The sequence below is a fragment of the Alienimonas sp. DA493 genome (assembly GCF_043951915.1).
GTDB lineage: Bacteria > Planctomycetota > Planctomycetia > Planctomycetales > Planctomycetaceae > Alienimonas.
Genome location: NZ_JBINJD010000065.1, coordinates 1 through 26,822 on the forward strand (window position 1 = coordinate 1; position 26,822 = coordinate 26,822).

Sequence of the window (26,822 nt, forward strand, 5' to 3'; positions counted from 1 at the left end):
CGCGGCTCCATGCCCCTTGCTGGAAGATTCTCCGGTCGATCCCGCACGGTTTGGCACGGGAATTGTCCGCGGCCGGTTGACACCCCGGGTTGACACGCGACACTGCACGTTGCCCCGAACTCCGGCGGGTTCGGGCGCCCTTGACGAACGGCGCGGCTCCTCCCCGCGATCGCCTCGTCGACCAGCGCAACCGACAGCGGCGGCCTCCCCCCCTTGCGGCGTCACCCTCGTTTCCCCACCGATGCCGGCCCCGTCCGCGGCGGCCGGAGTCATGGCCGACGCGTTCCCGGTTCGTCCGGCCGCGCCGGCCTGTCGTCTGCGCTCCCCCCCGTTGCGACCGTTCCGGTCGCACTCTCACCGACGGCGTCTGCGAAGGCGCCCGCGTTTGCGAAGGCGTCGTTCCCCTCCCGGCCGGGGACGAACGCGGCGACGCTCGGTTCTCTTGCCGGTCTGCCGTCCCGTTTCCCTCGGGTCGGCTCTCCCCAGTAGGTCTCCGGCCGAAGCCCTGTCCGCCGCGTCCGGTTCGCCCGGCGTGCGGCGGCGGCCCGCCGTTTCGTTCGGACCCGCGACGCCCTTTCCGACCGTCGCCGACCGGCCCCGTCCCCCCTCTCCCCCAGCCCGACACCTCGATGCCGATCCCCTCGGAACGCATCCGCTACTTCGACACCGTTCGGAACTTCGGCGACATTGACGCCGCGTTCCCGATCTCGGGCCTGACCAACATCCAGACGGACAGCTACACGCGGCTGCTCCAGAAGGACGTCGCCCCGCGGGACCGCAAGGACTTCGGCATTGAGGAAGTTCTGCGGGAGATCTTCCCGATCGAGAGCTACGACGGCACCTACCGGCTCGAGTACGTCAAGTACGAGCTGGGCAAGCCGCGGTACAACCAGACGGAGTGCCGTCAGCTCCGCCTGACCTACGGCCGGCCGCTGCGGGTCTGGATGCGGCTGGTCAAGGAGCAGCCGGTCGAGGAGGAGGTCTACCTCGGCGACCTGCCGATCATGATCGGCGGCGGCGAGTTCATCGTGAACGGCGCCGAGCGGTGCGTCGTCTCTCAGCTGCACCGCAGCCCCGGCGTGGACTTCGTCAACACCGGCGACGGCGACGACGCCACCGACGTGACCTGCCGCATCATCCCGGAGCGAGGCAGCTGGGTGGAGATGGTCATCTCCAAGAAGGGCGTGCTGCAGGTCCGCATCGACCAGAGCGGCAAGTTCTCCTGCCTGACCCTGCTGCGGGCGATGGACCCGAAGTACAGCTCCGCCGAGTCGCTGATGGAGCTGTTCTTCGAGACGGAAGAGATCTCCGTCGGCGCCGGCGAGGACTTCCTGAAGGCCGTCACCGGCAAAACGGCCGCCGCGGACCTGATCTACCCGGTCGAGAGCGACCGCAGCGGCGAGATTATGGTCGAGTGCGGCCACGTCGTTACCGAGGTCCTCGCCAAGGAGCTCCAGGAAAGCGGCCTGGACAAGGTCAAGCTGACCAGGAGCGTCGAAGACCCGCTGATCGTCACCACGCTGCTGGACGACACGACGAACAGCCACGAGGAGGCGCTGCTCCGCATCTACCAACGGCTGCGTCCCGGCAACCCGCCGGCGCTGGAGAAGGCGAAGGATCTGTTCGCCGAGAAGTTCCACGACGTGAACCGCTACCGGCTCGGCCGGGTCGGCCGGTTCCGCATCAACCGGAAGTTCAACCAGGACGTCCCGGACACGGAGATGACGCTGCGGGTCGAGGACCTGATCAGCGCCATCAAGTACATCCTCGATCTGCGGGCCGGCGTGAACGACGCCCGGGTCGACGACATTGACAACCTCGGCAACCGGCGTCTGCGGACGATCGACGAACTTGGCGCCGACGAGATCCGCAAGGGCTTCCTGAAGCTCCGCCGCACCGTGCAGGAGCGGATGTCGCTGAAGGACGTCGAGGAGATGACCCCGCGGACCCTGGTGAACCCCAAGAGCGTCTCCGCGGCGATCGACTACTTCTTCGGCCGCTCCGAGTTGAGCCAGGTCGTCGACCAGACGAACCCGCTGTCCACCCTGACCCACGAGCGGCGGCTGTCCGCGTTGGGTCCGGGCGGTCTGAACCGCAAACGGGCGGGCTTCGAGGTCCGCGACGTGCACTTCAGCCACTACGGCCGAATCTGCCCGATCGAGACGCCGGAAGGCACGAACATCGGCCTGATTTCGTCCCTGGGCATGTACGCCAAGGTGGACGACTACGGCTTCCTGATCACCCCCTACCGCAAGGTGGAGGACGGGAAGCTGACGGATCAGATCGACTGGCTGCGGGCGGACGAGGAGGTCCGCTACCACATCACGCCGGCCGACACGCCGATGGAGAACGGCGAGATCAAGAGCGGCCGGGTGCTGGCCCGTTACGCCAACGACACCGAGTGGATCCCGGCGTCGCGGGTGCAGTACATCGACGTGTCGACCAGTCAGATGATCGGCGTCTCGGCCGGCCTGATTCCGTTCCTGGAGCACGACGACGCCAACCGGGCGTTGATGGGCTCCAACATGCAGCGGCAGGCTGTGCCCCTGCTGATCGCCGAGCCGCCGCTGGTCGGCACCGGCCTGGAGCGGGACGTCGCCCAGAACAGCGGCATGGTCCTGAAGGCCCAGAAGGACGGCACCGTCACCGCCGCCGACGCCGACGGCGTCGAGATCGACGGCGTCCGCTACCCGATGCGGAAGTTCGTCGGCCTGAACGAGCGGACCTGCCTGACCCAGAAGCCGATCGTCAAACCCGGCGACAAGGTCAAGAAGGGCCAGATCCTCTGCGACAGCGCCGCGACCCGCCACGGGGAGCTGGCCCTGGGCCGGAACGTGCTCGTCGCGTTCATGTCCTGGCAGGGCTACAACTTCGAAGACGCGATCATCCTGAGCGAACGGCTCGTCAAGGAGGACGTTTACACGTCCATCCACATCGACGAGTACGACGTGGAGATCCGCGAGACGAAGCTCGGTAAGGAAGAGTTCACCAACGACATCCCCAACGTCAGCGAGAAGGCCCTGCGGCACCTCAACGACGAGGGCATCGTCGAGGTCGGCACCCGCGTCAGCCCCGGCGACGTGCTGGTCGGCAAGGTGTCTCCCAAGGCCAAGGCGGAGCTGACGCCGGAAGAGAAGCTGCTCCACGCGATCTTCGGCCGGGCCGGCGAGGACGTGAAGAACGAGTCCCTCGAGGTGCCCTCGGGCGTCGAGGGGATCGTGATCCAGACCGAGAAGTTCTCCCGCAAGATGAGCCTCTCCGACGTGGAGAAGAAGGCTTACGAGGAGGACCTCAAGAAGACCGAGAAGCAGGGCGACGAGACCGCCGCCGCCGTCTTCCGCGACTTCCTGAAGGACTATGAGGAGGCCCTCGGCAGCCCGATCGAGGACGACGACGGTCGGCAGGTCTCCAAGATCGACGACGACGCCTTCGTCGTCGAATACGCCCGCCGGTTCCCGGAGCACATCGAGAACCTCGACGTCCGCTCCCCGCAGAAAAAGCAGGAGCTGCGGAAGGTCTACGAGGCCGGCTGGCAGGCGGTCGAGGACGCGATCGACGAACGCGACCACGCCATCAACCGCAAGAAGCTGGGCGACGAGCTCGGCAACGGCGTGTTGCAGATGGTCAAGGTCTACGTCGCCAGCAAGCGGCAGATCAGCGTCGGCGACAAGATGGCCGGCCGCCACGGGAACAAGGGCGTGATCTCCAAGATCCTGCCCCAGGAGGACATGCCGTACCTCGACGACGGCACCCCGGTGGACATCATCCTCAACCCGCTCGGCGTGCCGAGCCGGATGAACGTCGGCCAGATCCTCGAAACGCACCTCGGCTGGGCCGCCAGCGTCACCGGCTTCCGGGCGATCTGCCCGGTGTTCGACGGCGCCGACGACGATCAGATCCGCGAGTGCATGGTCGAGGCCGGCCTGCCGGAGGACGGCAAGGCCCAGCTGTACGACGGCCGCACCGGCGAGCCGTTCGAGCAGAAGACGACCGTGGGGCAGATTTACATGCTCAAACTGCACCACCTCGTCGACGACAAGGTCCACGCCCGCGCCACCGGCCCCTACAGCCTCATCACCCAGCAGCCGCTGGGCGGTAAGGCCCGCTTCGGCGGCCAGCGGTTCGGCGAGATGGAAGTGTGGGCCCTGGAGGCCTACGGCGCCGCCTACATCCTCCAGGAGCTCCTGACGGTGAAGAGCGACGACGTCGAAGGCCGGACCAAGATCTACGAGTCGATGGTCAAAGGGGAGAACACGCTCGAGGCCGGCACCCCGGCCAGCTTCGACGTGCTGTTGAACGAGATCCGGGGCTTGTGCCTCAACATGCAGTTGGAAAAGAGCGCGGTGTAAATGACGAATGACGGCGGCGGAGCGACGCAACGGCCTTTCCCGTTCGTCGTTCCGCTTCCGTCACGAGCCCTGCGTTTCGTCATTCGACATTCCTCATTCGTCATTCAGACCGAAGGTCTCCCCCATGTCCGTCGCCGAACCCAACTTCGACCGCGTCAACGACTACGCCTCCGTGAAGATCGGGCTGGCCAGCCCGCACGACATTCGCTCCTGGAGCCACGGCGAATGCAAAAAGCCGGAGACGATTAACTACCGGACCTACCGCCCGGAGCGGGACGGCCTGTTCTGCGAACGCATCTTCGGTCCGGAAAAGGACTGGGAGTGCTCCTGCGGCAAGTACCGCGGGATGAAATACAAGGGCATGGTCTGCGACCGCTGCGGGGTGAAGGTCACCCACAGCCGGGTTCGCCGGAAGCGGATGGGCCACATCGAGCTGGCCGCCCCGGTCGTGCACATCTGGTTCTTCAAAAGCATGCCGTCCCGCCTGGGCGCCCTGCTGAACATGAAGACCAGCAGCCTGGAAAAGGTGATTTATTTCCAAGACTACGTCGTCACCGACCCCGGCGAGGCCGTCACCGCCGACGGCACGCCCGCGCTGACCCGCGGCCAGCTCCTCACCGAGGACGAGCGCCGCGAGGCCGAACGCAACTTCGGCGTCGGCTCCTTTGAGTGCGACATGGGCGCCGAGGCCATCAAGAAGCTGCTGCTCGGCATCGACCTCGTCGCCGAGGGCGTACAGATCCGCAAGGACCTCAAGGCGACCGGCTCCCAGGCCAAGATGAAGGAGCTGATCAAGCGCCTGAAAATCGTCGAGGCCCTCCGCGACAGCGACAACCGTCCCGAGTGGATGGTGCTGGACGTGGTCCCGGTCATCCCGCCGGACCTGCGTCCGCTGGTTCTGCTGGACAGCGGCAACTTCGCCACGTCCGACCTGAACGACCTCTATCGCCGGATTATCAACCGGAACAACCGGCTGAAAAAGCTGGTCGACCTGAACGCGCCGGAGGTCATCGTCCGCAACGAAAAGCGGATGTTGCAGCAGTCCGTCGACGCCCTGTTCGACAACAACCGCTGCAAGCGGCCGGTGCTCGGCTCCTCCAACCGCCCGCTCAAGTCCCTCACGGACATGATCAAGGGCAAGCAGGGCCGGTTCCGCGAGAACCTGCTCGGCAAGCGGGTCGACTACAGCGCCCGTTCCGTGATCGTCGTCGGTCCGGAATTGAAGCTGAACCAGTGCGGCCTGCCCAAGAAGATCGCGCTGGAGCTGTACCAGCCGTTCATCATCCGCCGGCTCAAGGAGCTGGATCACGCCGACACCATCAAATCCGCCAAGCGGATGCTGGAGCGGCGGGAGGAGGAGGTCTGGGACATCCTCGACGAGGTGATCAAAAACCACCCCGTCCTGCTGAACCGGGCCCCCACCCTGCACCGGATGGGTATTCAGGCGTTCGAGCCCACGCTGGTGGAGGGGAACGCGATCCGCGTCCACCCGCTGGTCTGCAAGGGCTACAACGCCGACTTCGACGGCGACCAGATGGCCGTCCACCTGCCCCTCTCGATCGAGGCGCAGGTCGAGGCGACCACGCTGATGTTGTCCACCAACAACATCTTCAGCCCCGCCAACGGCGACCCGATTATCTCGGCGTCGCAGGACATCGTGATGGGCTGCTACTACCTCACGCTCGCCAAGGACGGCCGTCCCGGCGAGGGCAGCGTCTTCGCCGACAAGGACGAGGTGTTCCTCGCCCTCGATCAGGGCAAGGTGACCCGCCACACCAAGATCAAGCTGCGGCTGCCCAAGGGCCGCACGGTCAAGGGCGAGGGCGCCGAGGACTTCAAGGACGGCGGCCTGATCGAGACCACCGCCGGCCGCGTGATCTTCGACGACATCGTCGCCGAGGGAATGTCCTTCTATAACATCACGATGAAGTCCAAGGACCTCGGCCGGGTCATCTCGGACTGCTACCTCGAGAAGGGCCGCGGGGACACGATCAACCTGCTGGACCGGATGAAGGTCCTCGGGTTCAACGAGGCGACCAACAGCGGCGTCTCCTTCGGCTCCGGCGACCTGCGGACCCCCGACAGCAAGGAGGGGGCCATCGCGGAGAGCGAGAGCCAGGTGCTCCGCTTCCAGAAGGCCTACGAGGAGGGCGTGCTCTCCCCGCAGGAGCGGTACAACAAGGTGATCGACGTCTGGACAAAGTGCCGCGAGGTCATCACCGACGCGATGTACCACGACATGCAGCACGACTACCGCGAGGGCGGCGCCTACGTGAACCCGGTGTTCATGATGGCCGACTCCGGCGCTCGTGGCGGCAAGGGCCAGATGCAGCAGCTCGCCGCCATGCGGGGTCTGATGGCCAAGCCGAGCGGCGAGATCATCGAGACGCCCATTAAGGCCAACTTCAAAGAGGGCCTGAACGTGCTGGAGTACTTCTCCTCCACGCACGGCGCCCGGAAGGGTCTGGCCGACACCGCCCTGAAGACGGCGGACAGCGGCTACCTGACCCGGAAGCTGGCGGACATCTGCCAGAACATGGTCATCACGCAGCACGACTGCGGCACCACCCAGGGCGTGACCCGCGAGGTGCTTTACCGCGGCGAAAGCGTGGAGGTCTCCCTGCGGGACGCGATCGTCGGCCGGGTCTCCCGGACCAACATCGCCGACCTGATCACCGGCGAGCTGATCGTCGGCGAGAACGAGCTCATCACCGAGCAGATCGCCGACAAAATTGAGGAGATGAAGCTCAAAAAGATCCAGGTCCGCAGCCCGATGACCTGCGAGAGCCAGCTCGGCCTCTGCCGGCTCTGCTACGGCATGGACCGCAGCACCGGCTCGCTGGTCGAAGAGGGCTTGGCGGCGGGCATCATCGCCGCTCAGAGCATCGGCGAACCGGGCACCCAGCTGACGATGCGGACCTTCCACATCGGCGGCGCCGCCCAGACGAGCCTGGAGGAGAGCGAGATCCGCGCCCGCCGCAGCGGCCGGGTCAAGTACACCCGCCTCCGCAGCGTGACCAACGCCGCCGGCAAGGAGGTCTCCCTGACCCGGAACGGCGAGATCATCCTCACCGACGAGAAGGGCCGCGAGCTGGAGAACTACCCGGTGCCCAGCGGCGCCACCCTCGCCGTCAAGGAGGGCGAGATGGCCGAGGAGGGCCAGCTGCTCTGCGAGTGGGACCCGCACAGCGTCCCGGTGCTCGCCGAGGTGGACGGCCGCGTGCGGTACGAGGACGTCGTCGAGGGCGTCACCATCCGCAAGGAGAAGGAGAAGTCCGGCAACATCCGCCGCACCGTCATCGAGCACAAAGGCGACCTGCACCCGCAGATCGTCCTCGTGGACGACGACGACAAAATCAAGGACTTCTATTACCTGCCCGAGCGGGCCAACATCGAGGCCAAAGAGGGCGCCAAGGTGAAGGCCGGCACGGTCCTCGCCCGGAACCCGCGGGCCTCGGAAGGCACGCAGGACATCACCGGCGGTCTGCCGCGGGTCACGGAGCTGTTCGAGGCCCGGACCCCGAAGGACCCGGCGGTCATCGCCGAGGTGGACGGGATCATCGAGTTCGTCCCGGAACGGAAGCGCAACAAGCGGGTGATCAAAGTGATCGCCGCCGACGGCACCGAGGTCGAGCACATCATTCCCCCCGGCAAGCCCGTGCTGGTGCACGCCGGCGACATGGTGAAGGCCGGCGACGCGTTGGTCTCCGGCCCGCTGCGGCCGCACGACATCCTGCGGGTGTCCGGCGTGAACGAGGTTCAGAACTACCTCCGCCGGGAGATCCAGGGCGTCTACCAGGCCCAGCGGGTGGAGATCGACGACAAGCACATCGAGATCGTCATCTCGCAGATGCTGCGGAAGCTCCAGATCGAGGACCCGGGCGACACCCCGCTGCTGCCCGGCGTGCTGGTCGACAAGACGGAGTTCGTGCGGGCCAACGAGCAGCTCCAGACCTGCCTGAAGGTCACCGATCCCGGCGACACGGACTTCGACGAGGGCGACATCGTCCCCAAGGAGACGCTGGAAGAGGTGAACGGCGAGCTGGAGGCCGAGGGCCTGGCCCCCGCCCAGACCTGCGAGCCCCGCAAGGCCGTCGGGTCGACCCAGCTGCTGGGCATCACCAAGGCGTCGGTGCAGAGCGAGAGCTTCATCAGCGCCGCCTCCTTCCAGGAGACCACCAAGGTGCTCACCGAGGCCGCCCTGGCCGGCAAGAGCGACGGGCTGGTCGGCCTGAAGGAGAACGTGATCCTCGGCCACCTGATCCCCGCCGGGACCGGGTTCCACCAGCACCAGGACGCGGAAGTCCGCATCCACGACAGCGCCCTGATGGCGATGCAGGCGGAGAAGGAGCGGATCCTCGCCGCCCGCCGCGACATGCTCGCCGAAGTCGCCGGCGAGGCCGCCCCGGCCCCGCTCGGCGAGGCCCCCGCGGAGAACATCCTCGAGAAGGTCGCCGCCGGGGACTCCGGCGCCTCCGCCCCCCAGGGCTCCGGCCCGCAGGAGGTGGACGGCGTGATCGAGCACCCGCCCGTCGGCGGCTGAGGTTTCTTTTCGCAACGCCGAGGCCCCGCGGGGCCTCGGCGTGATCGCGTCCGATCAACGAACCGATCCGGTTGAACGGATCGCGTCGTCTCCTTACACTCCCCGACCCGCTGTCCGGCGGACCGCACACGGATTTCCCGTAAACGGATTGTCTCGACGGCCGCCGGCCTTCGCGGATCAAGAATATGCCCACGATCAACCAGCTCGTCCGCAAGCCGCGGAAGGTTCAGAAAGCCAAGAACAAGACCCCCCTGCTGGAGGGGTCCCCGATGAAGCGGGGCGTCTGTCTGAACGTGAAGACGGTCACGCCGAAGAAGCCGAACTCCGCGTTGCGGAAGGTGGCCCGCGTGCGGCTCTCCAACGGCAAGGAGTGCACCGCCTACATCCCGGGCGAAGGCCACAACCTGCAGGAACACAGCATCGTGCTGGTTCGCGGCGGCCGGGTCCGCGACCTCCCCGGCGTTCGCTACAAGATCGTCCGCGGCGTGCTGGACACCCTCGGCGTCAACGGCCGTCAGCAGGCCCGCAGCCGCTACGGCGCCAAGCGACCCAAGTAAGGGGCAAAAGGGGTGAGGCGTAAGGCGTAAGCGCCGCCGCCCGCCCGTAGCCCTTCCTTACGCCTCACCCCTTACGCCTTACGCCTCCCCTTGTCTAAGTCCTACACCGCCTCCCGTAAGCAGCTGAAGCCGGACCCGCGGTACAACTCGCTGTTGGCGGCGAAGTTCGTCAACTGCCTGATGTACGACGGCAAGAAGAGCACCGCCTATCAGGTGTTCTACGACGCCCTGGACCGCATCGGCGAGCGGATGCCCCGCGCCGAGCCGACCGCCGAGGACGCCGAGGGCGAGGAACTCTCCCCGATCGACGTCTTCCACAAGGCCGTCGAGAACATCAAGCCGGCCATCGAGGTCCGCAGCAAGCGGGTCGGCGGCGCCACCTACCAGGTGCCGACCCCCGTCAGCCCCAAGCGGCAGCAGACCCTCGCTATCCGCTGGCTGCTCGAAGCCGTCCGGGCCAAGAAGGGGCGCCCGACCCACCTGAGCCTCTCCGACGAGCTCATGGCCGCCTACAAGCGCGAGGGCGTGGCGATGACCAAGCGGGAAAACATCCACAAGATGGCCGACGCCAACAAGGCGTTCGCCCACTTCGCGTATTGAGACGGGCTTCCAACCCGCGACACTCGCAGCCGCGTCGGGTCCCGCCCGCCGCGGCTGTCTTCATTCCTTCCCTCCCCCGTAACGCAGAGGCTCCGCGGAGCCTCTGCGTTAGAGCGAGCGTCCCATGGCCGCCGACCCCGACCCAGCCGATCTCTCCCGCCTGCGGAACATCGGGATCGTCGCCCACATCGACGCCGGCAAGACGACCACCACGGAGCGGGTCCTCTTCTACACCGAGTCGACCCACAAGATGGGCGAGGTCGACGACGGCACGACCGAGACCGACTTCGACCCGGAAGAGTCCCAGCGGGGCATCACGATCTACTCCGCCGCGGTGACCTGCTTCTGGCAGGGCCACACGGTGAACATCATCGACACGCCCGGCCACGTCGATTTCACCGCCGAGGTGCAGCGCTCCCTGCGGGTGCTGGACGGCGCCGCGGTCGTGTTCAGCGCCGTGGAGGGCGTCGAGGCGCAGAGCGAAACCGTCTGGCGCCAGGCGGATCAATACGACGTTCCCCGCATCTGCTTTATCAACAAACTGGACCGCATCGGGGCGGACTGGGAGTCGGTGCTGGGCCAGATCGAGAGCCGCCTGCACGCCGCCCCGGTGGCCGTGACCGCCCCGATGATGCCCGGCCCGCAGCAGTTGGAGGGGGTGATCGACCTCGTGACGATGGAGGCCGTCACCTTCGAGGGCGACCTGGGCGAGCAGGTGAAACGCGGCCCGATCCCGGAGCAGTACGCCGACCTCGCGCAGGAGTGGCGGCTCAAGCTGCTCGAAGCCGTCGCCACCACCAGCGACGCCCTCACCGAAACCTTCCTCGAAACCGACGACCTGCCCGAGGCCGACCTCCGCGCCGGCCTGCGGGCGGCGACGCTGGCGGGCGCGCTGCAACCGGTCTTCTGCGGGTCCAGCCTGCACCGCGTCGGCGTGCAGCCGTTGCTCGACGGGGTGGTCGACTACCTCCCCTCCCCGCTGGACCGCGGGGCGGTCGAGGGCACGCACCCCAACCCCAAAAAGGCCGACGAACCGCAGGTCCGCAAACCGGACCCGTCCGAGCCGGTCGCCGCCCTGGCCTTCAAGATCGTCGCCGACAAGCACGGCGACCTGTACTTCGTGCGGGTCTACAGCGGCACGCTGAAAACCGGCTCCCGGCTGCTCAACCCCCGCACCGGCAAGAAGGAGCTGGTCAACCAAATCTGGCGGATGCAGGCGGACAGCCGCACGAAGGTGGAGGAGGTCGGCCCCGGCGACATCGTCGGCCTGTTCGGCCCGAAGGAGGCCGTCACCGGCGACACCCTGTGCGATCAGGCCCGGCCGATCGTGCTGGAGTCGATCCGCTTTCCGGAAACCGTCATCAGCATGGCGGTCGAGCCGGAGAGCAGCGCCGACCGCAAAAAGCTGGAAGACACGATGGTCCGCCTCTCCCGGCAGGACCCGACCTTCGACGCCCGCATCAACCCGGAGACCGGCCAGACGATCGTCTCCGGCATGGGCGAGTTGCACCTGGAGGTCATCAAGAACCGGATGGAACGCGACTTCAACCTGAAGATCCGCGTGCACAAACCGCGGGTCAGCTACCGCGAGACGGTGAAGGCCGGCCCGCCGATCGCCGGCCGCGGCGAGTTCGACCGCCCGCTGACCGAGGGGGCCGTCGACCACGCGGAGGTCGCCGTCACCCTGGAGCGGTTCGAGGCCGAAGACCCGTCCGCCGAGCCGATCCTGTTCGAGCACACCCTCCCGCACGATTTCCCCAAGGCGACGCTGGAGATCGTCAAACAGGCCGCCCTGGACGAGGCCCGCGGCGGCGGCGTGGTGGGCTACCCGCTGAGCGGCGTGAAACTGACGGTGACGAGCGTGGACTACATCCCCGGTACGACCAGCGAGACGGCACTGTCCGCGGCCGCGGCCCGGGCGGTGCGGGACTGCCTGGACGAGGGCGACTGCGTGCTGTTGGAGCCGAAGATGAAGCTGGAGGTGGTCACCCCCGGCGAGTTCCTCGGCAACATCCAGGCCGACCTGCAAAGCCGCCGCGCGATCATCACCGGCAGCGAACCCCGCGGCGACCTGACCGTCGTCGACGCGGAGGTCGCCCTGGCGAAGATGTTCGGCTACAGCACCCAGGTCCGCAGCCTCTCCCAAGGCCGGGCGAGCTACTCAATGGAGCTGCTCAAATACGACGCCGCCCCGCCGGAGGTGCTGGAGGAAATGCTGGGGTGAGCGAAGGAAACCCGACGCCCCCCGCCGTCTCGTCGGACTGGGCGATCGCCGGGGGGGCACTGGGGTTCGGCAGTCCGCCGGCGGCCCTGCTGGTCTATCACGGGCTCACGCGACCGCCGATACACCGGGAATTCGACCTGCTGAGGGTCGAGTCGCTGGTCCCGCTCGCCGTGATCGCCGTCCTGTTCGGTCTCTCGTTCGGCGGGGCGGCCGCGGCACTCGTCCGGCAGACGCGGCCCGGTTGGGGCGGACGGCGCCCACGGTCGGCGGCGTTCGTCGCCGGCTACGCCGGCGGGGCGGTCGGCTTCGCGGTCGGGGCCGCCGGCGTCGCCCTGCTCTCGCTCATCGTGGAAGCGTCCCGGCCGACCTGATGCTGTTCAGAGAACCCAACCCCGACGCCGACGCCAGCGGCTTCGCCGTGATGGCCGTCGCCGTCGTCGGGGGCCTGTGGTTCTGGCCGCTGATCGATCGGCCCGGCGCCCTCACCCCGGTCCGGTTCCTCGGCGGACTGGCGCTGATGGTGGCGACGGGGATGTGGGTCGCCCGGTGGAGTTACGCCGCGGACGGCGAGTCGGAGCGGGCCGGCGAGTTCGACCGCGGCCTGCGGTGGGCGGCGCCGCTGTGCCACGCGCTGCTGGCGGTCGCCGCATTGGCGACGCTGCTGGAGGACCTGCGGGCCGGCCGGAAGCCCGGCGGGTTCGCGGGCGCGCTGCTATTCGCCGCGGCGCTGCCCCCGACGGTGCACTTGTTCGCCTTCGCAAGACGCCTCGCCGACCGGGTCCACTCCGAGTGAATCACAACACCGGACGGCCGATCCTCCGCCGGCGCTTCGAATCGTCAGGTATGATGATCGCCCCGTTCCGAGAGGTGCCCGATGTCCGCCGTCCTCGCCCCGCCGCCCGCCGCCGAGAGTGCTGAATCCGAACCGCCCCGACCCGCGGAGCCGCGGTTGTTGATGACCCGGGCGGAGTTCGAAGCCGCCGACGCCTGCCCCGGCACGCGGGTCGAATGGCTCGGGGTGACCGGCGAGACCAAGGCCGGCGAACCGCTGGGCCTCGTCCGGCCCCGCTTCGGCTTCAATCCCGACGGTAGCTACGCCATGGCGAATCGGACGCACGACACGATCGTGACGAACCTCATCCTGCTCTTGGGAGGGCTGATCGATCGCGACGCGTGGGACCTGCTCACCCAGGATGCCGAAGTCGCCTGCCCCACCGGCCGGCACCGCTTCCCCGATCTCGTCCTCACCCGGATGCCGGCGGAGTACGCCCCGCACCCGCGGGACCGCGAGTTGATCTTGCTCAATCCGTCCGTCTGCGTCGAGGTGCTGTCGGAGGGGACCGAGGCGGTCGACCTGCGAGACAAGCCGGGGGATTACCTGTCGATTCCCAGCGTGACGGACTACCTCGTCGTCGCCCAGGACGAGCCGAACGTGCTGCATCACCGCCGCGACCCCGCCACCCAGCCGGCGGCGTGGGCGGTGGAGCGGGTTACGGACCTCGCCGCCGCCGTCACGCTGGCGGCCCCCACGGCGACGTTGCCGCTGGCGGAGATCTATAAGCGGGTCTTTCCGGCGTGAGCCGCTGAGTCGGCGGTCCGGCCAGCCTCCTTCGGACCTCCCCAGGACCAACCACCAACCCGAAGCGTCAGCGAGGGCTGCGGATGTCGTTCGCAGCGGCAGAGCCAAGAGCCCTCGCTGACGCTTCGGGTTGGTATCCCGTGGGTCTGGACGCGCCGGCGGGCGTTGCCGGGGCGCTGCGGGAACGGGAATGATGGGGCGTCGCTCCGGTTCGTCCCCGCCCCGCCATGGCCGTCGATCCGCTCCTCAATCCGTGGGAAGACGAGCCGGCGGAGAGCGAGCCGGCGGACGTCGACCCGTGGGCGCCGGAATGGGCGGAGGATCCGACGACCGGCGCCCCGCTGACGGCGGACGGCACGGTCGGGTGCCTGGAGAATGCGATCGGGCTGCTGGCGGTCGTCGCGGCGGGGGCGGCGGTGGGCGGGTACGTCTGGGTCCTGCGGGCGCTGGGGGCGCAGTTCGGGCCGGCGAACTTCGTCGGCGGGGCGCTGGTGACGGTCTCCGCGGCGGTCAACGTCGCCTACTGGGGCTACCGCTGGGCCGGCAGCACGGCGCTGGCGGCGGACTACGAACGGGGGCTCAAATACCTGCTGGCCCCCTTCAACGTGGCGTTCGGCCTGTACGCCGCGGTCGTGCTGGCCGTGGCATTGCAGGCCGGCCGCAACCCGGCCGGGGGGTTCGTGCTGACGCTCTGGTCGATCGGCCCGGCGTTCTTCGGCCTGACCCGGCTGGCCCGCCGGCTCGCCGATCGCATCCTCCCCCCGGAGACGCGGACGGAGTTCCACGAACCGGTCCCCGACGATGGCTGACGGGTCGACGCCCCCGCACCGCGTTTCGGCGGGCGGAGCGTCCCGGACCCTCCAAGGGTCCGGGACGCTGGCGGTACGGGCCGCATCGGCGAACGAACGGCCCCCTACCGTTCGCCCTCCCCTCCGCCGGACTCGTCGCCGAACTGGTTGCCGGCGAAGGTGACGCCCCGCAGGTTCGTCGTCTGGAGCGGCTGTCCCGCGGCGTCGGGGCGGTCGTCGCGGATCAGGTTGCCGGTGAACAGGCTGTTCGTCACGCCGTCCAACAGCAGGCCGCAGGCGCCGTAGTCGGTGATCGTGTTGCCGGAGACGTTGAGGCGCTCGCAGTCGCGGAGGACGAAGGCCGCCTCGGCCAGCGCCGCGCCGCTGCTGAGGTTGCCGGTCACCGTCCCGTCCGTGCAGCGCTCCAACCGCACGCCGAGCGTCGCCTCGGCCGCGTCGCTGTAGTTGTAGCGGGGGCTGCGGTCCAGCACGTTGTTCGCGATCGCCAGCCGCGTGCAGTCCTCGGCGACGAGGTTGGCGTCGTACCCCTGCCACAGCGTGTTCCCCGAGACGGTCGCGGCTCGGACGCCCTTCAGCTCCACGTTCACCCGCACGTCGGAGAGGACGTTGTCGGCGATCAGCACGTTCCCCACCCGCCGTTCGCCTTCGTCGTAGGGCCGCGGCTCCGCCCGGCCCTCGATGCGGACGTTGGCGGAGTCCGCCGCGTCGTGCCCGTGCTGGATGGTGCAGCCGACGATCGCCACCTCCGCCACGCTGCGGTTCGTGCTGTCCAGCCAGACGTTCGCCGGGGCGCCGCGGTCCGAGGCGTCGGGGCCGTCGGCCGGGCCGGTATTGGCCTCGATGTCGCAGCCGGCGATCTGCAGGTTGCGGACCTCGCTGTCCCGCACGACGACCCCGCCGCCGGGGTTGTAGCTGATATGGCAGTTCGACAGGCCGATCTGGTGCAGGTTCACCCCGTCCAGAAACAGGCCGACGCCGCGGTTTTCGTAGAGGTGACAGTCCGAAACCGTCACGTTGCGGTTGCGGCCGGTCAGGCGGACCGCGTGCCGGGTTTCGCGAACGACCAGCCGGGTGAGGGTCAGTTGCATCGTCCCCTCGGCGAGCACGCCGTCGGCTTCCGGGTGGGCGCCGACGATCTCGAAGCCGTCCAGCATCGGGGCGTTTTCGTTCGCCCAGACACGGTCGGAGACGCTGGCCGGGTCGGCGGTGCCGTCGTGGGAGCCGATCACCCGCACCGCCGGCCCGGGCCCGGCCATCACGAGGCGGGCGACGCCGGCGCCGGAGATCGACGTGCGGCCGGTCTTCGTCAGGTCGACCACCAGCGGGGCGGTGATCCGCAGCGGCCCGGCGGGCAGCGTGACGGCACCGCCGGCGTCGATCAGGGCCTGCAGGGCGGCGGTGTCGTCCGCGACCCCGTCGGCGACCGGGGCCGGCGGTTCGTCCTGCATCGGCCCCGCCGTCGGGGCCGGGGCGGCGGAGAGGCCGAGCGGCAACAGCCCGGCGACGAGCAGCGAACGAACGAACGGCGGGGGAGCGAACACGGCACGGTCCGGGCGGGCGACGGAGCCGTCAGCCTGTCGGCCCGGGCGCCGGGCGACAACAATCGGCGGAGAGCGGCGGGTATGCTGCCCGGATGGACGACGACGCCCCGCCGACCGACCTGTCGGCGGAGCCCGCGGCGCCGGGCCGGCCGGCGGGGTACTTCGGTCCCTCCAACGCGGCGGGGCTCGGCGGGTGGTGCGGCCTCGCGGGGCCGTGGCTCGCCGTCAGTCTGGGGTGGCTCGTCAGCGGGACCCGCCCGGGCGTCGAAGGCGATCTCCTCGGGGCGCTGGGCGGGGTGGCGTGCGGGGCCGCCGCCTTGGTGATCCCCGGTTACTTTTGCGGCTGGGTCGGCGGGGCGATCGGGCGGTGGCTGCACCGGCGGCGGTTGGCGGAGTGGCCGCTCGCCCGGTCCGAGTTCGCCGGCGGGTTCGCGGCCGGCACGGCGCTGGCCGCCGGCGTGGCGTGGCTGTTCGCGGTCGTGCGAAGCTAGGAGCCGACCGTGACGCCCCCGCCCGAACGCCCGCCGCCGGCCGACGACCTCACGCCGCTGCCGGGCGAGGAGCCGCCGAAGCCGGACGGGTTCCGGGGCTGGTTCTGGGGCACGTTTCTCGGCCCGGCGAACGCCGCGGGCCTCGGCGGCTGGGCGGGGGTCTTCGGACCGGCCGCCGTGCTGTTCGTGGGGGCCGCGATCACCGGGGGCGTGAGGAACAAATCGCAATGGGTGTTCAGCGGGATCTGCGTCGCGTCGTCGTCGCTAATCGTCGGCGTGATGGCCGGGGGGATCGGCAGCCGGGCGGTGCACTTCGTCGAACGCCGCCGCGGGTCGGACTGGCCGCCGTGGCGCTCGCAGTTCGTCGGCGGCTTCGTCGCCGGCGTGCTGACGGTCATCGCCTTGGCGGCGGTCGGGGCGACGCTGGCGAACTGGTGAGCGGCGCCCTTCCGTCCCCCCTCGCCCCCTTTTGGGGGAGAGGGGTCGGGGGTGAGGGGGCGGCGACGCGCGAACGCCGTTGAAAGGTCCGCCTCGCTCTCCGTCTGTTTGTCACCGCAGAGAGCGGTTGCCTGCGAACCGTGCGTCACCCTCACCCCCGGCCCCTCTCCCTGAGGGAGAGGGGAGATCCGAGAACGCCCGTCTCGCTGACGATCCGCCCCCCGGGCGGTATCCTGCCCATATGCCCCGGATCATCGTGCAGAAGTTCGGCGGGACCTCCGTCGGCGACACCTCCCGCATTCGCCGCGCCGCCGCCCGCGCCGTCGCCGCCCAACAGGACGGCGCCCAGGTGGTGATGGTCGTCTCCGCCCGCGGCAAGAAGACGGACGAACTGGTCTCCCTGGCCGGCGAGTTCGAGGTCGACCCGCCGGCCCGCGAGATGGACATGCTGCTGGCCACCGGCGAGCAGGAGTCCGTCGCCCTGATGGCGATGGCCCTCCGCGAAGCCGGCGCCGAGGCCGTCAGCCTCACGGGCGGGCAGATCGGCATTTCCACCGACGACACCTACGGCAAGGCCCGCATCCGGGCAATCAGCACCGACCGTCTGAAGGAACATCTCGACGCCGGCCGGATCGTCGTCGCCGCGGGCTTCCAGGGGGTCTCCGATTCGGGCGACATCACCACGCTGGGCCGCGGCGGCAGCGACCTGACCGCCGCCGCCCTCGCCGCGGTGCTGGGGGCGGAGCGGTGCGAGATCTACACCGACGTGCCCGGCGTGTTCACCGTGGACCCGCGCATCGAGCCGGCCGCCTGCAAGCTGGACCGGATCGGGTACGACGAGATGCTCGAACTGGCCAGCCTCGGCGCCGGGGTGATGCACTCCCGCAGCATCGAATTCGCCGGGAAGTACGGCGTGCCGGTGGTCGTCCGCAGCAGCCTGACGGACGAGCCGGGCACCCTGATCACGCGGGCCGGCGTGCCGAAGCGGCCGGTCACGGGGCTGGCGCTGGTCCGCGACGCCGCCCGGGTGACGCTCGCCGGCCTGCCGGACCGCCCGGGGGTGATGGCGGAGATCTTCCGCCGCATGGCGGACCGGGCGATCCCGCTGGACATGGTCGTGCAGGACCTGTCCGTGCAGGGGATCGCGGAGGTGTCGTTCACCGTCCCGCAGGAGGACCTCGCCGGCGCCCTCGCCGCGGCGAAGTCGGCGGTGGACGCGCTGGACGGGGCGGAGGTCACCGTCGGCACGGACCTCGCCAAGATCAGCGCCGTCGGCGCCGGCATGCCGGACCGGCCGGGCGTGGCGGCGAAGATGTTCCGCACGCTGGCCGAGATCGGCTGCAACGTGGAGCTGGTCACCACCAGCGAAATCAAGGTCTCCTGCCTGATCGCCCGCGACCGGGCCGACGAGGCGATCCGGGCCGTGCACGCCGCCTTCGCCCTCGATCAGGCCGCCGACGCCGACGCGGGCGGCGCCCCCGGCGACGACCACCCGCTCTCCCCGCAGGAGCAGCGGGTCCGCACCGTGGTGGAAGGCCTCCAGGGGATGGAGGACATCGTCGTGGCCGACGTCTCGCTGGACGCCCACCAGGCCCGGCTGAGCGTCCGCCCGGTCCCGGATCGCCCCGGCGTGCTGGCCGACCTGTTCGAAGCGGTCGCCGGCGGCCCGGAGGACGATCCGAGCACGGGGGCGACGGTCGACATGATCGTGCAGAACGTCTCGCACGCCGGCCACGCGGCGATCAGCTTCACGGTGCCGGAGTCCGAGGCGAAATACGCCGCCGAACTCGCCTCCGCCCCCGCCGCCGCCTGGGGCGAGGGCGAGGTGCAGACCGACCCGCACGTGGCGAAACTGAGCGTCACCGGCGTGGGCCTCCGCAGCCACACCGGCGTGGGCCTCAAACTGTTCGCCGCCCTCGCCGAGGCGCAGGTGAACGTCCAACTAATCGGCACCAGCGAGATGCGCGTCAGCGTCGTCGTCGCCGCCAACGAGGGCGAAGCCGCGGTCGAGGCGGTGCGGGGGGCGTTCGGGATCGGGTGAGGCGAACAATCTCGAAGGCCATGTGTCCTGCTCATATACCGTCTGGCCTAGAGCAGCAGAACCCATGTCGAATCGAGCAACTGCGGAACCTGCCAAAAACTGGGCGAAGTTCCTCAACCCGGCCTCGCTCAAAGCGAACCTGATCTCCGCCTCGCTATTTCTCGCGGCGTACGAGATTTTCAAAGGCTCGGCGGTCACCTCTATCCGCGGCTTCATCTTTGATGACGACCGTTACTCGGAGCATGTTTCCTCCCGGCACAAGAGCCCACTTAAAGCGTCGTTGCTTTGGCTCCAAGAGCAAGGTGCGATCAACGACCAAGACGTAGAGCTCGCCGACAGGCTCCGACAGCATCGTAATAATCTGGCGCACAACCTGCCCAAACACCTTTCTCTCGTCGACCACAATGTCGAAGCTGAAACGATCGGTTCCATCTATGCGCTAGTTAGTAAAATCGACCGATGGTGGATCCGCGAAGTGCGTATGCCGACGGATCCCGCTTTCGATCATCTCAATCCGAGGGAGATTGCTGACGGCGATCTGAGCTCTGGAACCATGATCTTCCTTAAAGTCATGGCGCACATCGCGACAGGCAATGATGACGAGGCTGCGGACCTGTTCAAATTGTTCGCCAAGGTCACCGGCTGGGCGGATGGGGTAGAAGGAAGGGAGGCGGCAGCCGACTGACCGGATGCCCCAGAACCGGCGGCGCCCGGACGCGCGGGCGACATGCTCTCACCGGGGCGCGGACAGCGGGCCGATCTCCTCTCCGGCCGGGCCGCCGCGGGGTGAGCATGCGGGGGCGCCTCCCGCCGACGCGTCGAAGCCGCCCCGCACATGTTCACCCGGCTCCGCTGACGCTCCGCCGTGAGAGCAATGCGCGCGGCGTTCGCTGTGAGCCCGAAGCGCAAGCGAGGCGCGGAGCCGTCCACCCTCGCTTGCGCTTCGGGCTCACGGTCCCCCCCTACCGCTCGCCGGACGGCGGTTCGGCTCTACCCTGCCCCCGTTCGCTCCCCCTCAGCCCCGCCCCGGTTCGATGCTCGCCGCGCTTCTGCTCGCCCCGTTGTTCGTCGCCGCCCCGGCCGACGTGACCGCCGATTGGCCCGGGTGGCTGGGACCGGAGCGGGACGGGCGGGCCGCCGGGTTCGCCGAGACCGTGGACTGGACCGCGGCGCCGACGGAGCGGTGGCGGGTCGAGGTGGGAACCGGGTACGGCTCGCCGCTGGTCGCCGGGGAGCGGGTCTACCTGCACGCCCGGCAGGGCGGCGACGAGGTGTTGTGGCGGCTGGACGCGGCGACCGGGGAGACCGTCTGGCGGCGGGCTTGGGCGGCGCCCTTCGAGGCCCAACCCGGCGGGGAACGGCACGGGGCGGGACCGAAGGCCTCGCCGTTGCTGGCCGACGGGCGGGTCTTCACCCACGGCATCACCGGCACGCTGCGGGCCTGGGACGCGGAGAGCGGCGAACCGCTCTGGAGCCGCGAACCCGCCGCCCGCTTCGCCCCCGGCCGGCCGAACTGGGGCACCAGCGGCTCCCCGGCCTTCGCCCCGAACACCGGCCCGCACGGCGCCGTCATCCTGCACATGGGCAACGACGACGCCGGCGCTCTGACCGCCTTCGACGCCCGCACCGGCGAGACGATCTGGGAACTGATCGGCGACGGGGCGAGCTATTCCTCGCCCGTCGTCACGACGCTGGAGGGCGTGCGGCAGGTCGTCGTCTGGACCCACGAGGCGGTGCTCGGCGTGGACGCGGCGACGGGAAAGGAACTGTGGCGCAGCCCGCTGCCGCACGTCGGCGGCGATCAGAACATGCCCACGCCGACGATCCACGACGGCACGGTGATCGTCGGGGCCGAGAACCGCGGCGTCCGCGCTCTGCGACCGGAGAAAGGGGCGAACGGCTGGACGGTGGAGCAACTCTGGCACACCGAGGCCGCCTCCCTCGACATGAGCACCGGCGTCATCTCCGGCGGCGTGCTGTACGGCTTCTCGCACCTCCGCAGCGGGCAGTTGTTCGCAATGGACCCGGCGACCGGCGAGTTGCTGTGGTCCACCCGCGGCCGGGAGGGCGACAACGCCACGTTGCTCGCCGTGCCGTCGGCGGACGGAGAAGCCGGCCGCGTGCTGGCGCTGCGGGACGACGGCACGCTGGTCGTCCTCGCCGCCCGCGGGGCGGAGACGGAGATCCTCGCCAGCCACCGCGTCGCCGCCGGCGACACCTGGGCCCCGGCGGCCCCCCTGCCCGGCGGACTGCTGGTGAAGGACCTCGACACCCTCCGCCGGCTGTCGTTCCCGGCGGAGTGAGGCGGGGGCGAAGCTTACGTGACGGCTTCGATCAGCCGGCAATCCTGTGAGCCCGAAGCGCAAGCGAGGCGGACCGACGAAACTGCCTGATCACGACGCCCGCCGCTTGGAGCCTGCTTCAATACCCACCCGAAGCGTCAGCGCGGGCCCGCGGGCCGGAGCCGTGTCCCCCCCGCCGAAGCCCTCGCCCACGCTTCGGGTTGATATGCACGCTCAGTTCAGAAACAGCGTCTTAGCGCTCGTAGCCCGGGAACCAGTACGCCACGGCCTCCTCGTTCACGCCGACCGTGCCGTCCCAGAAGTTCGCGGGGAACTGCCAGTCGCGGGAATAAAGATGGTCCGGCTGCGGGCGCTGTAATTGATTGACGAACCGCTCCCGCACCGGGGGATGGTCCGGGCTGCCGAGGACGTCGCAGTAGCCCAGAATTTCGAAGACGTGCACGCGGTCGTATTTATTGCCTTTCACGATCCGTGTCCCGGCCTTTTGCAGGTCGGTCAGCTTCGCCGTCGGCGGCAGGTCGCGGATCGCGTTCAATAAGGCGCGAAAATTCTCCCGCTCCGCGTCGGTCGGCTCGGGGGCCGGGTTCTTCTTAAATTGAGTCAGGTCGAGGGCGGCGTAGTCGGCGCTGTCGTGCAGCATGTAGGGCTTCCAGAGCCGCTTGAAGGCCAGGGTGAGGAAGTCCGGCTCGAAAGTTTCATCCCCTTCCGGCAGCTCGCGCATCGCGCCGCCGACGCGGATGCCGCGGGCGATCGCGTCGTCGCGGTCCGGGCCGGCGAGGGCGTGGAAGCTGGCGTAACTGCCCAACGCCGACTTGAGGTCGTACCGCCCGTTCGCCACGCCGACGATGAAGGCGTTCGCCAGCGCCGGGCGGTCGACCGCCCCCCAGGCAGCCGTCAGCCAGTCAAGCAGTTCCTCCCGAGCGAACGCCCGCGGCTCGGGGATCCCGCCCTGTCGAACGAGATGGTCCCGCTCCGCCTCCGGGACGAGCGCCCCGCCGTCGTTCGGCTGGTTCCCCGGCCGATCGAAGTCCAGGCGGGCGCTGAACAGCGTCGTGACCGACCGCTCGTCGAGGCCGTAGAGCCCCGCCAGTTTCTTCAGTTTCCGCCGGGACGCCGGCTTGGAGTTCCGGTTCCGGAAGGCCTCCTCGGTCGGCGTGCGGATCGGGCGCGGCATGGCGGGATCGCGGGGGCGTCGAACGGCGGCCCCATCCTGCCGACGCCCCGACGGGGCCGCGAACGTCGCCGGGGCGGCGTCAGGCCGCGGCGGCGAGGGGGGCGGTCGTCCCGTCCGCCGGGGCGGCGGAGTTGTCCAGTTCGGCCAAGATCAGGGCGCCGCGGGCGGTCAGGTAGTCGTCCGGCTTCACGGCCGTGACCGGGCCCAGCGGGAGGGGGAACTGGGCGTCGGCCAGCTCGCGTTCGGCCAGTTCGGCGAACCCGGCGATGCGGGCGGCGCCGCCGCCGCAGAACACCGGCAGGGGCTTGTGGATGTGCCGCAGCGACGGCTCCCGGGAGAACCGGCCGGCGGCTTCGGCGAACAACTCGCCCAAGGCGGCGGCGTGCAGCTCGGCGATCGCCGTCTCTTCCTCGCCCTGCGGGGCCAGCAGGGTGCCGGCGAACTCCTCCCGGCTCCGCCGGCAGGCGTCCACGTCGAGGTACGTCTCGCCGTCCCGCTCGTAGACGACCTCGGCCCGGTCCTCGGCCCGGCGGCGGTCCAGGGCGGTCGTGCCGCCCTCGGCGACGCAGCGGGCGACCACCTTGCCGCCCAGCACCGCGGCCAGTTCCCAACGGTCCGCCCCGCAGATCAGGGCCAGCCCGCGGAAGCCGGTGGCCGGCATCGAGGCGGCGGCGAACGCCTCGGCGGGGTCGATCGCCTCCGGCTCGTAGCCCCGCAGCCGGATCACCCGGGAGAGGAACTCCCGATCCGGCTCGCCGCCGGGGAAGATCACCTTCACCGGCTCCTCGTCAGCGACCGGGTCCGGCAGCAGGGAGTCGATCAGGGCGGCGACGATCTGCCGGGCCGGCGGGTCGTCGGTCGGAACCTTGCCGTCCGGCAGCAGGGCCAGCGGGGGGGTGCCGAACAGCTTGGCGTACTCGTCGGCGGCGTCGCCGAACAGCAGCAGTTCGCTTTCCCCGCCGTCCTCCGGCTGCGTGGTGGCGAAGTTCAGGCCCACCTGTTCGAGCAACCGCCGCCGGGCCGGGCTGTCCGGCAGCACGCCGTAGGCGGCCCGGCAACTGCGGCCGATCGTGCGGCCGCCGCTGCGACGCAGCGACCGGAAGCGGTGGACGCCCAGGTCCAGGACCGACAGGCAGGGGCGGGTCGCGGCGGGCCGGGTCGGGGCGGACATGGCGGAGGGAACCCGGAACGGGGGGCGGGCGAAAACGGGGGGCGGACGACGGCCCGCCGGCGGCGAGCGCCGGGAGCGGATCAGACCGGGAGCGGATCAGACCGGGAGCGGATCAGACCGGGAGCGGATCAGACCGGGAGCGGGTCAGACCGGCGGCGGGTCAGGCCGCGAGGGAATCGGGCCGACGGAAGTCGTCGCGGTCGACGGCGGAGGCGGCGCGGCCACGGGGGGCGTCGGCGAACCGCGGGGCGGCCGGGCCGCCCTCGGCGGCCTGCACGCGGAGCTTCGTCATCCCGGCGCTGCGGCCGTGCAGGGCGATGGACTCCGGCAGGCGGACCGGCTCCTCGACCATCGGCAGACGGTCGGCGATGAGGTCTTCCAGCACGCTCGACCGCGGGGCCGCCGGGGCCGCCGGCGTCGGGGCGGCCGCCCGCGGGGCGGAGCCGGCCGGCACGGGCGACTCCTCGCCCAGATGTCGCCGGGCGATGAACGCCGCGACGGCGGCCCCCACCAAGCCGCCCAGGCCGGCGCCGACCGGCAGCCACGGGAACCCGGGGCCGGCGGCCTGCTCGGCCTTCGCCTCCGCCTCGGGGGCGGGCTCCGGGGCGGGCGGATCGACGGGAATCGGCTTGGCGGCGCCGGGGGAGATCGGTTGCGGGGCGGCCAACGGCTGCGGCGCCGCGAGCTGCGGCGCCCCCGTGGCCGGCTGCGACGACGGGGCCGACGTCCGGGGGGCGGCGGGGACGGCGTCGGAGTAGCGGCCCGGGGACATCGGCATCGACGCCACCCGCCGCGGGTCCACCCCGGAGCGCCCGGGGTTCGGGGCGCTCAGACCCGGCGCCGCGGGCAGATCCTCCAGCGGCTGCAAGTGGGAGCCGTTGTCCGCCAGGGCGGCCCCGTCGCCGTAGAAGGGCGAGTCGCCGGGGGCCGGCAGCAGGGCCACCTCGTCGCCCCGGTCGCCGTACAGGTGCGTCACGTCCACGACCGTCTCCCCCTCGCCCACCAGTTCGCCGGGGGCCAGGTTGGAGGGGTCGAACTCGGACGGGGCGGCGAGGCCCTCCGGGGCGGCGAGGCTCAACGCCGGTTCGCCGGCCGCCGAGGTCCGGCGGGGCGGGGCCGGCGCCGGGGCGGGCAGATCGGCGACCGCGTCGGCGCGGGGCAGCGACAGCGGCGGCGTGACGAGCGAATCCCGCCCGCCGGCCTCGCCCGTGGACGCCCCCCGCCGCGGGGAGATCCGCCCCGGGGCCGCCGGGTCGGCGGCTGGCGCGGGGGCCGGGGCCGGCGGGACCGGCTCGAACGACTCCGCCAGCGAGACGGCCTCCGGCTCTTCCTCGCGCACCAGGTCGGGGAACGGCACGTCGCGGAAGGAGCGCCACTGGGCCGGCGTGACGGAGCCGGCGCCGAAGATCAGGATCGTCCCGTCCGGCAGCGGGCCGCCGGGGGGCTGCCCGGCCGCGGCGGCCGGCGGCAGCACGCCCACCGCCGCGATCGACTCCGCCGGCAGGTTCAGGCTGTTCAGCACCGCGGGGACGTTGGCGTCCGCCTCGTCCAGCTTGAGCAGCACCGGGCGGTCGGTCAGCCCGACCAGCGCCACGTGGGCCCGGCGCCGCTCCCGCGGGCCGGTGCCCGGGATCGGGTCGCAGACGATCACGTCGCCGTCGGCCAGCGGCAGGTGCAGGCCGGGGTTGAACTGCACCGCGCGAACCTGCTGCCCGCCGCGGATCACCCGCACGGTGCGATTGGCGTTGCCCATCAGCCCGCCGGCCCGCTCCATCAGGGCGGAGAGGGTCGGGGCGGTGTAGGTGAACTCGTAGGTCCGCGGCTGCGTCACGGCGCCAAGTACGCTGATTCGGGCCGGAGCCGCGGCGACCGCCTCGTCGTGGTTCACCTGGGAGACGGCTTGCCCCCCGCGGGCGGCGACGGCCTGATCCCGGGCGAAGGACTGCCGGGCGTTGGCGAGCTGCCGCTGGTAGGCCTGCTGTTGGCGCAGCAGCGCCGCCTGCTGGGGCGTGAGCGTCTGCGAACCCGTGGTCTGCGACTGGGCGGCGTACCCCTGCGGCGGGGCCGCGGCGGGCGGGGCGGCGGGCGGGGCGGCGGGCGGGGCGGCGGGCGGCGTAGCGCCGTCCGGCCGGAGGCCGAAGGCGGCGAACGGCCCGCCGCCGGTCGGCTCCGCGGCGGCGTTCGGTTCCGCGGCGGGCGTTTCCGGCGTGCGGGGGCTGTCGGCGAACAGGCCGAAGAACCCGCGCCGCGGCTCCGTCTGCGTCGGGACCGATTGTTGGACGCCGTCGGGGACGAGCTGGGCCGGGGCGAAGTCCGCGGCGCCCGCGGCGGCGAGCAGCGCCGCGGGGGTCGCCGCCGCCCGCACGGCCCGGCGGAACGGTCCGACGGCCGGCGCGCCTCGTCCGGCGACCCGGTCACGAGCGGCGAACTGTCCGCGGGCGGCGGAGCGGCGTCCCAAGTTCATCGTCGGCCCGGTCCGTGCAGGGGGGTGCGTGAGCCGGACAACCCGCCCGGCGGCGAACGATCCCCCCGGCGCGGTTCAGCCGCGCCCCGCCGGGAGATCGTCCCGTCCTCCCATCGGCCGACCCTCACAGCCCGCATGACCCGAACCGTCGCTCCCGGCGCTTTGGGAGCGATTTTTCCGCGCGCCCGACTCCGGGAGCTTCGTTCTCCCCTCTCCCTTGAGGGCGACGGGCGGTGCGCCGGCTGCCTCTCTCTGCAGTGACAGGCCGGACGGGAGAGCGAGCCGGGCCGGGAATGATGTGCGGAGATCACTGCCCCCTCACCCCCGGCCCCTCTCCCCCAAAAGGGGGGCGAGGGGGGACGAGGACTGCGGACGTTGAGGAGCGGTTCGTTCCGCTCTTCTCCCCTCTCCCTTGAGGGAGAGGGGCTGGGGGTGAGGGTGACGCACGGTTCACCCGTTCCCGCTCTCTGCAATGACCGACCAACCGGTCGAGTGAGAAAGCGGTCCGTAAACAGCCTTCGAGAGTCGCTGCCCCCTC

General features: G+C 70.5%; 18 protein-coding genes. 14 read left to right on the top strand and 4 right to left on the bottom strand.

All coding sequences use genetic code 11. The features are described from left to right. Positions 1–629: 629 nt before the first annotated feature. The 9 genes from rpoB to ACG2DA_RS11640 all read left to right on the top strand — a co-directional run bounded on the left by rpoB (position 630) and on the right by ACG2DA_RS11640 (position 14,661). Positions 630–4,349: a DNA-directed RNA polymerase subunit beta gene (gene rpoB, locus ACG2DA_RS11600; protein ID WP_395255829.1), complete on the top strand. Its 3,720-nt coding sequence runs from the start codon at positions 630–632 to the stop codon at positions 4,347–4,349. Positions 4,350–4,473: 124 nt separating this feature from the next. Beyond that, positions 4,474–8,892, top strand: a complete 4,419-nt coding sequence (gene rpoC, locus ACG2DA_RS11605; RefSeq protein ID WP_395255830.1) for a DNA-directed RNA polymerase subunit beta' — start codon at positions 4,474–4,476, stop codon at positions 8,890–8,892. A 185-nt stretch (positions 8,893–9,077) separates the two neighbouring features. Further along, positions 9,078–9,449, top strand: coding sequence for a 30S ribosomal protein S12 (rpsL, locus tag ACG2DA_RS11610; RefSeq protein WP_395255832.1), 372 nt, complete (start codon positions 9,078–9,080; stop codon positions 9,447–9,449). Positions 9,450–9,539: 90 nt separating this feature from the next. After that, positions 9,540–10,049, top strand: coding sequence for a 30S ribosomal protein S7 (gene rpsG, locus ACG2DA_RS11615; RefSeq protein ID WP_395255833.1), 510 nt, complete (start codon positions 9,540–9,542; stop codon positions 10,047–10,049). 124 nt (positions 10,050–10,173) lie between these two features. Beyond that, on the top strand, positions 10,174–12,273 hold the full coding sequence (fusA, locus tag ACG2DA_RS11620; RefSeq protein WP_395255834.1) for an elongation factor G: 2,100 nt from the start codon (positions 10,174–10,176) through the stop codon (positions 12,271–12,273). Further along, positions 12,270–12,644: a hypothetical protein gene (locus tag ACG2DA_RS11625; protein WP_395255835.1), complete on the top strand. Its 375-nt coding sequence runs from the start codon at positions 12,270–12,272 to the stop codon at positions 12,642–12,644. Before fusA ends, ACG2DA_RS11625 begins: the two co-directional genes overlap by 4 nt. Beyond that, on the top strand, positions 12,644–13,066 hold the full coding sequence (locus tag ACG2DA_RS11630) for a hypothetical protein (RefSeq protein ID WP_395255836.1): 423 nt from the start codon (positions 12,644–12,646) through the stop codon (positions 13,064–13,066). The genes ACG2DA_RS11625 and ACG2DA_RS11630 overlap by 1 nt, the downstream gene beginning before the upstream one ends. Positions 13,067–13,147: 81 nt before the next feature. Next, on the top strand, positions 13,148–13,852 hold the full coding sequence (locus ACG2DA_RS11635; RefSeq protein ID WP_395255837.1) for a Uma2 family endonuclease: 705 nt from the start codon (positions 13,148–13,150) through the stop codon (positions 13,850–13,852). A gap of 227 nt (positions 13,853–14,079) precedes the next feature. Then, positions 14,080–14,661, top strand: coding sequence for a hypothetical protein (locus ACG2DA_RS11640; protein WP_395255838.1), 582 nt, complete (start codon positions 14,080–14,082; stop codon positions 14,659–14,661). Positions 14,662–14,765: 104 nt separating this feature from the next. On the opposite strand, the gene ACG2DA_RS11645 is transcribed toward ACG2DA_RS11640, so the two are convergent. Then, positions 14,766–16,202 carry a right-handed parallel beta-helix repeat-containing protein gene (locus ACG2DA_RS11645; RefSeq protein WP_395255839.1) on the bottom strand — a complete coding sequence of 479 codons (1,437 nt, stop codon included), beginning with the start codon at positions 16,200–16,202 and terminating at the stop codon, positions 14,766–14,768. Between the two features lie 92 nt (positions 16,203–16,294). Between ACG2DA_RS11645 and ACG2DA_RS11650 the strand changes: the two genes are divergently transcribed. The 5 genes from ACG2DA_RS11650 to ACG2DA_RS11670 all read left to right on the top strand — a co-directional run bounded on the left by ACG2DA_RS11650 (position 16,295) and on the right by ACG2DA_RS11670 (position 21,475). After that, entirely contained in the window at positions 16,295–16,693 is a 399-nt protein-coding gene (locus ACG2DA_RS11650) for a hypothetical protein (protein ID WP_395255840.1), read from the top strand. A 9-nt stretch (positions 16,694–16,702) separates the two neighbouring features. Then, positions 16,703–17,131, top strand: a complete 429-nt coding sequence (locus tag ACG2DA_RS11655) for a hypothetical protein (RefSeq protein ID WP_395255841.1) — start codon at positions 16,703–16,705, stop codon at positions 17,129–17,131. Between the two features lie 241 nt (positions 17,132–17,372). Further along, positions 17,373–19,172 (top strand): aspartate kinase, encoded by a 1,800-nt coding sequence (locus ACG2DA_RS11660; protein WP_395255842.1) that lies wholly within the window; start codon positions 17,373–17,375, stop codon positions 19,170–19,172. A 64-nt stretch (positions 19,173–19,236) separates the two neighbouring features. Continuing rightward, entirely contained in the window at positions 19,237–19,857 is a 621-nt protein-coding gene (locus tag ACG2DA_RS11665; RefSeq protein WP_395255844.1) for a hypothetical protein, read from the top strand. Between the two features lie 349 nt (positions 19,858–20,206). Further along, positions 20,207–21,475, top strand: coding sequence for a PQQ-binding-like beta-propeller repeat protein (locus ACG2DA_RS11670; RefSeq protein WP_395255845.1), 1,269 nt, complete (start codon positions 20,207–20,209; stop codon positions 21,473–21,475). A 232-nt stretch (positions 21,476–21,707) separates the two neighbouring features. On the opposite strand, the gene ACG2DA_RS11675 is transcribed toward ACG2DA_RS11670, so the two are convergent. The 3 genes from ACG2DA_RS11675 to ACG2DA_RS11685 form a co-directional block, all read right to left on the bottom strand. Next, on the bottom strand, positions 21,708–22,649 hold the full coding sequence (locus ACG2DA_RS11675) for a hypothetical protein (protein WP_395255846.1): 942 nt from the start codon (positions 22,647–22,649) through the stop codon (positions 21,708–21,710). Positions 22,650–22,728: 79 nt separating this feature from the next. Then, positions 22,729–23,820, bottom strand: a complete 1,092-nt coding sequence (locus tag ACG2DA_RS11680; protein WP_395255848.1) for a hypothetical protein — start codon at positions 23,818–23,820, stop codon at positions 22,729–22,731. Positions 23,821–23,980: 160 nt separating this feature from the next. Beyond that, positions 23,981–26,284: a hypothetical protein gene (locus ACG2DA_RS11685; RefSeq protein WP_395255849.1), complete on the bottom strand. Its 2,304-nt coding sequence runs from the start codon at positions 26,282–26,284 to the stop codon at positions 23,981–23,983. Positions 26,285–26,822: the final 538 nt, after the last annotated feature.

Excerpts from the sequence above, each read along its gene's own strand:
- rpoB (WP_395255829.1), top strand. The coding sequence starts at position 630 with ATGCCGATCCCCTCGGAACGCATCCGCTACTTCGACACCGTTCGGAAC.
- rpoC (WP_395255830.1), top strand. The coding sequence starts at position 4,474 with ATGTCCGTCGCCGAACCCAACTTCGACCGCGTCAACGACTACGCCTCC.
- rpsL (WP_395255832.1), top strand. The coding sequence starts at position 9,078 with ATGCCCACGATCAACCAGCTCGTCCGCAAGCCGCGGAAGGTTCAGAAA.
- fusA (WP_395255834.1), top strand. The coding sequence starts at position 10,174 with ATGGCCGCCGACCCCGACCCAGCCGATCTCTCCCGCCTGCGGAACATC.
- ACG2DA_RS11630 (WP_395255836.1), top strand. The coding sequence starts at position 12,644 with ATGCTGTTCAGAGAACCCAACCCCGACGCCGACGCCAGCGGCTTCGCC.
- ACG2DA_RS11635 (WP_395255837.1), top strand. The coding sequence starts at position 13,148 with ATGTCCGCCGTCCTCGCCCCGCCGCCCGCCGCCGAGAGTGCTGAATCC.
- ACG2DA_RS11640 (WP_395255838.1), top strand. The coding sequence starts at position 14,080 with ATGGCCGTCGATCCGCTCCTCAATCCGTGGGAAGACGAGCCGGCGGAG.
- ACG2DA_RS11650 (WP_395255840.1), top strand. The coding sequence starts at position 16,295 with ATGGACGACGACGCCCCGCCGACCGACCTGTCGGCGGAGCCCGCGGCG.
- ACG2DA_RS11660 (WP_395255842.1), top strand. The coding sequence starts at position 17,373 with ATGCCCCGGATCATCGTGCAGAAGTTCGGCGGGACCTCCGTCGGCGAC.
- ACG2DA_RS11665 (WP_395255844.1), top strand. The coding sequence starts at position 19,237 with ATGTCGAATCGAGCAACTGCGGAACCTGCCAAAAACTGGGCGAAGTTC.
- ACG2DA_RS11670 (WP_395255845.1), top strand. The coding sequence starts at position 20,207 with ATGCTCGCCGCGCTTCTGCTCGCCCCGTTGTTCGTCGCCGCCCCGGCC.
- ACG2DA_RS11675 (WP_395255846.1), bottom strand. The coding sequence starts at position 22,649 with ATGCCGCGCCCGATCCGCACGCCGACCGAGGAGGCCTTCCGGAACCGG.
- ACG2DA_RS11680 (WP_395255848.1), bottom strand. The coding sequence starts at position 23,820 with ATGTCCGCCCCGACCCGGCCCGCCGCGACCCGCCCCTGCCTGTCGGTC.
- ACG2DA_RS11685 (WP_395255849.1), bottom strand. The coding sequence starts at position 26,284 with ATGAACTTGGGACGCCGCTCCGCCGCCCGCGGACAGTTCGCCGCTCGT.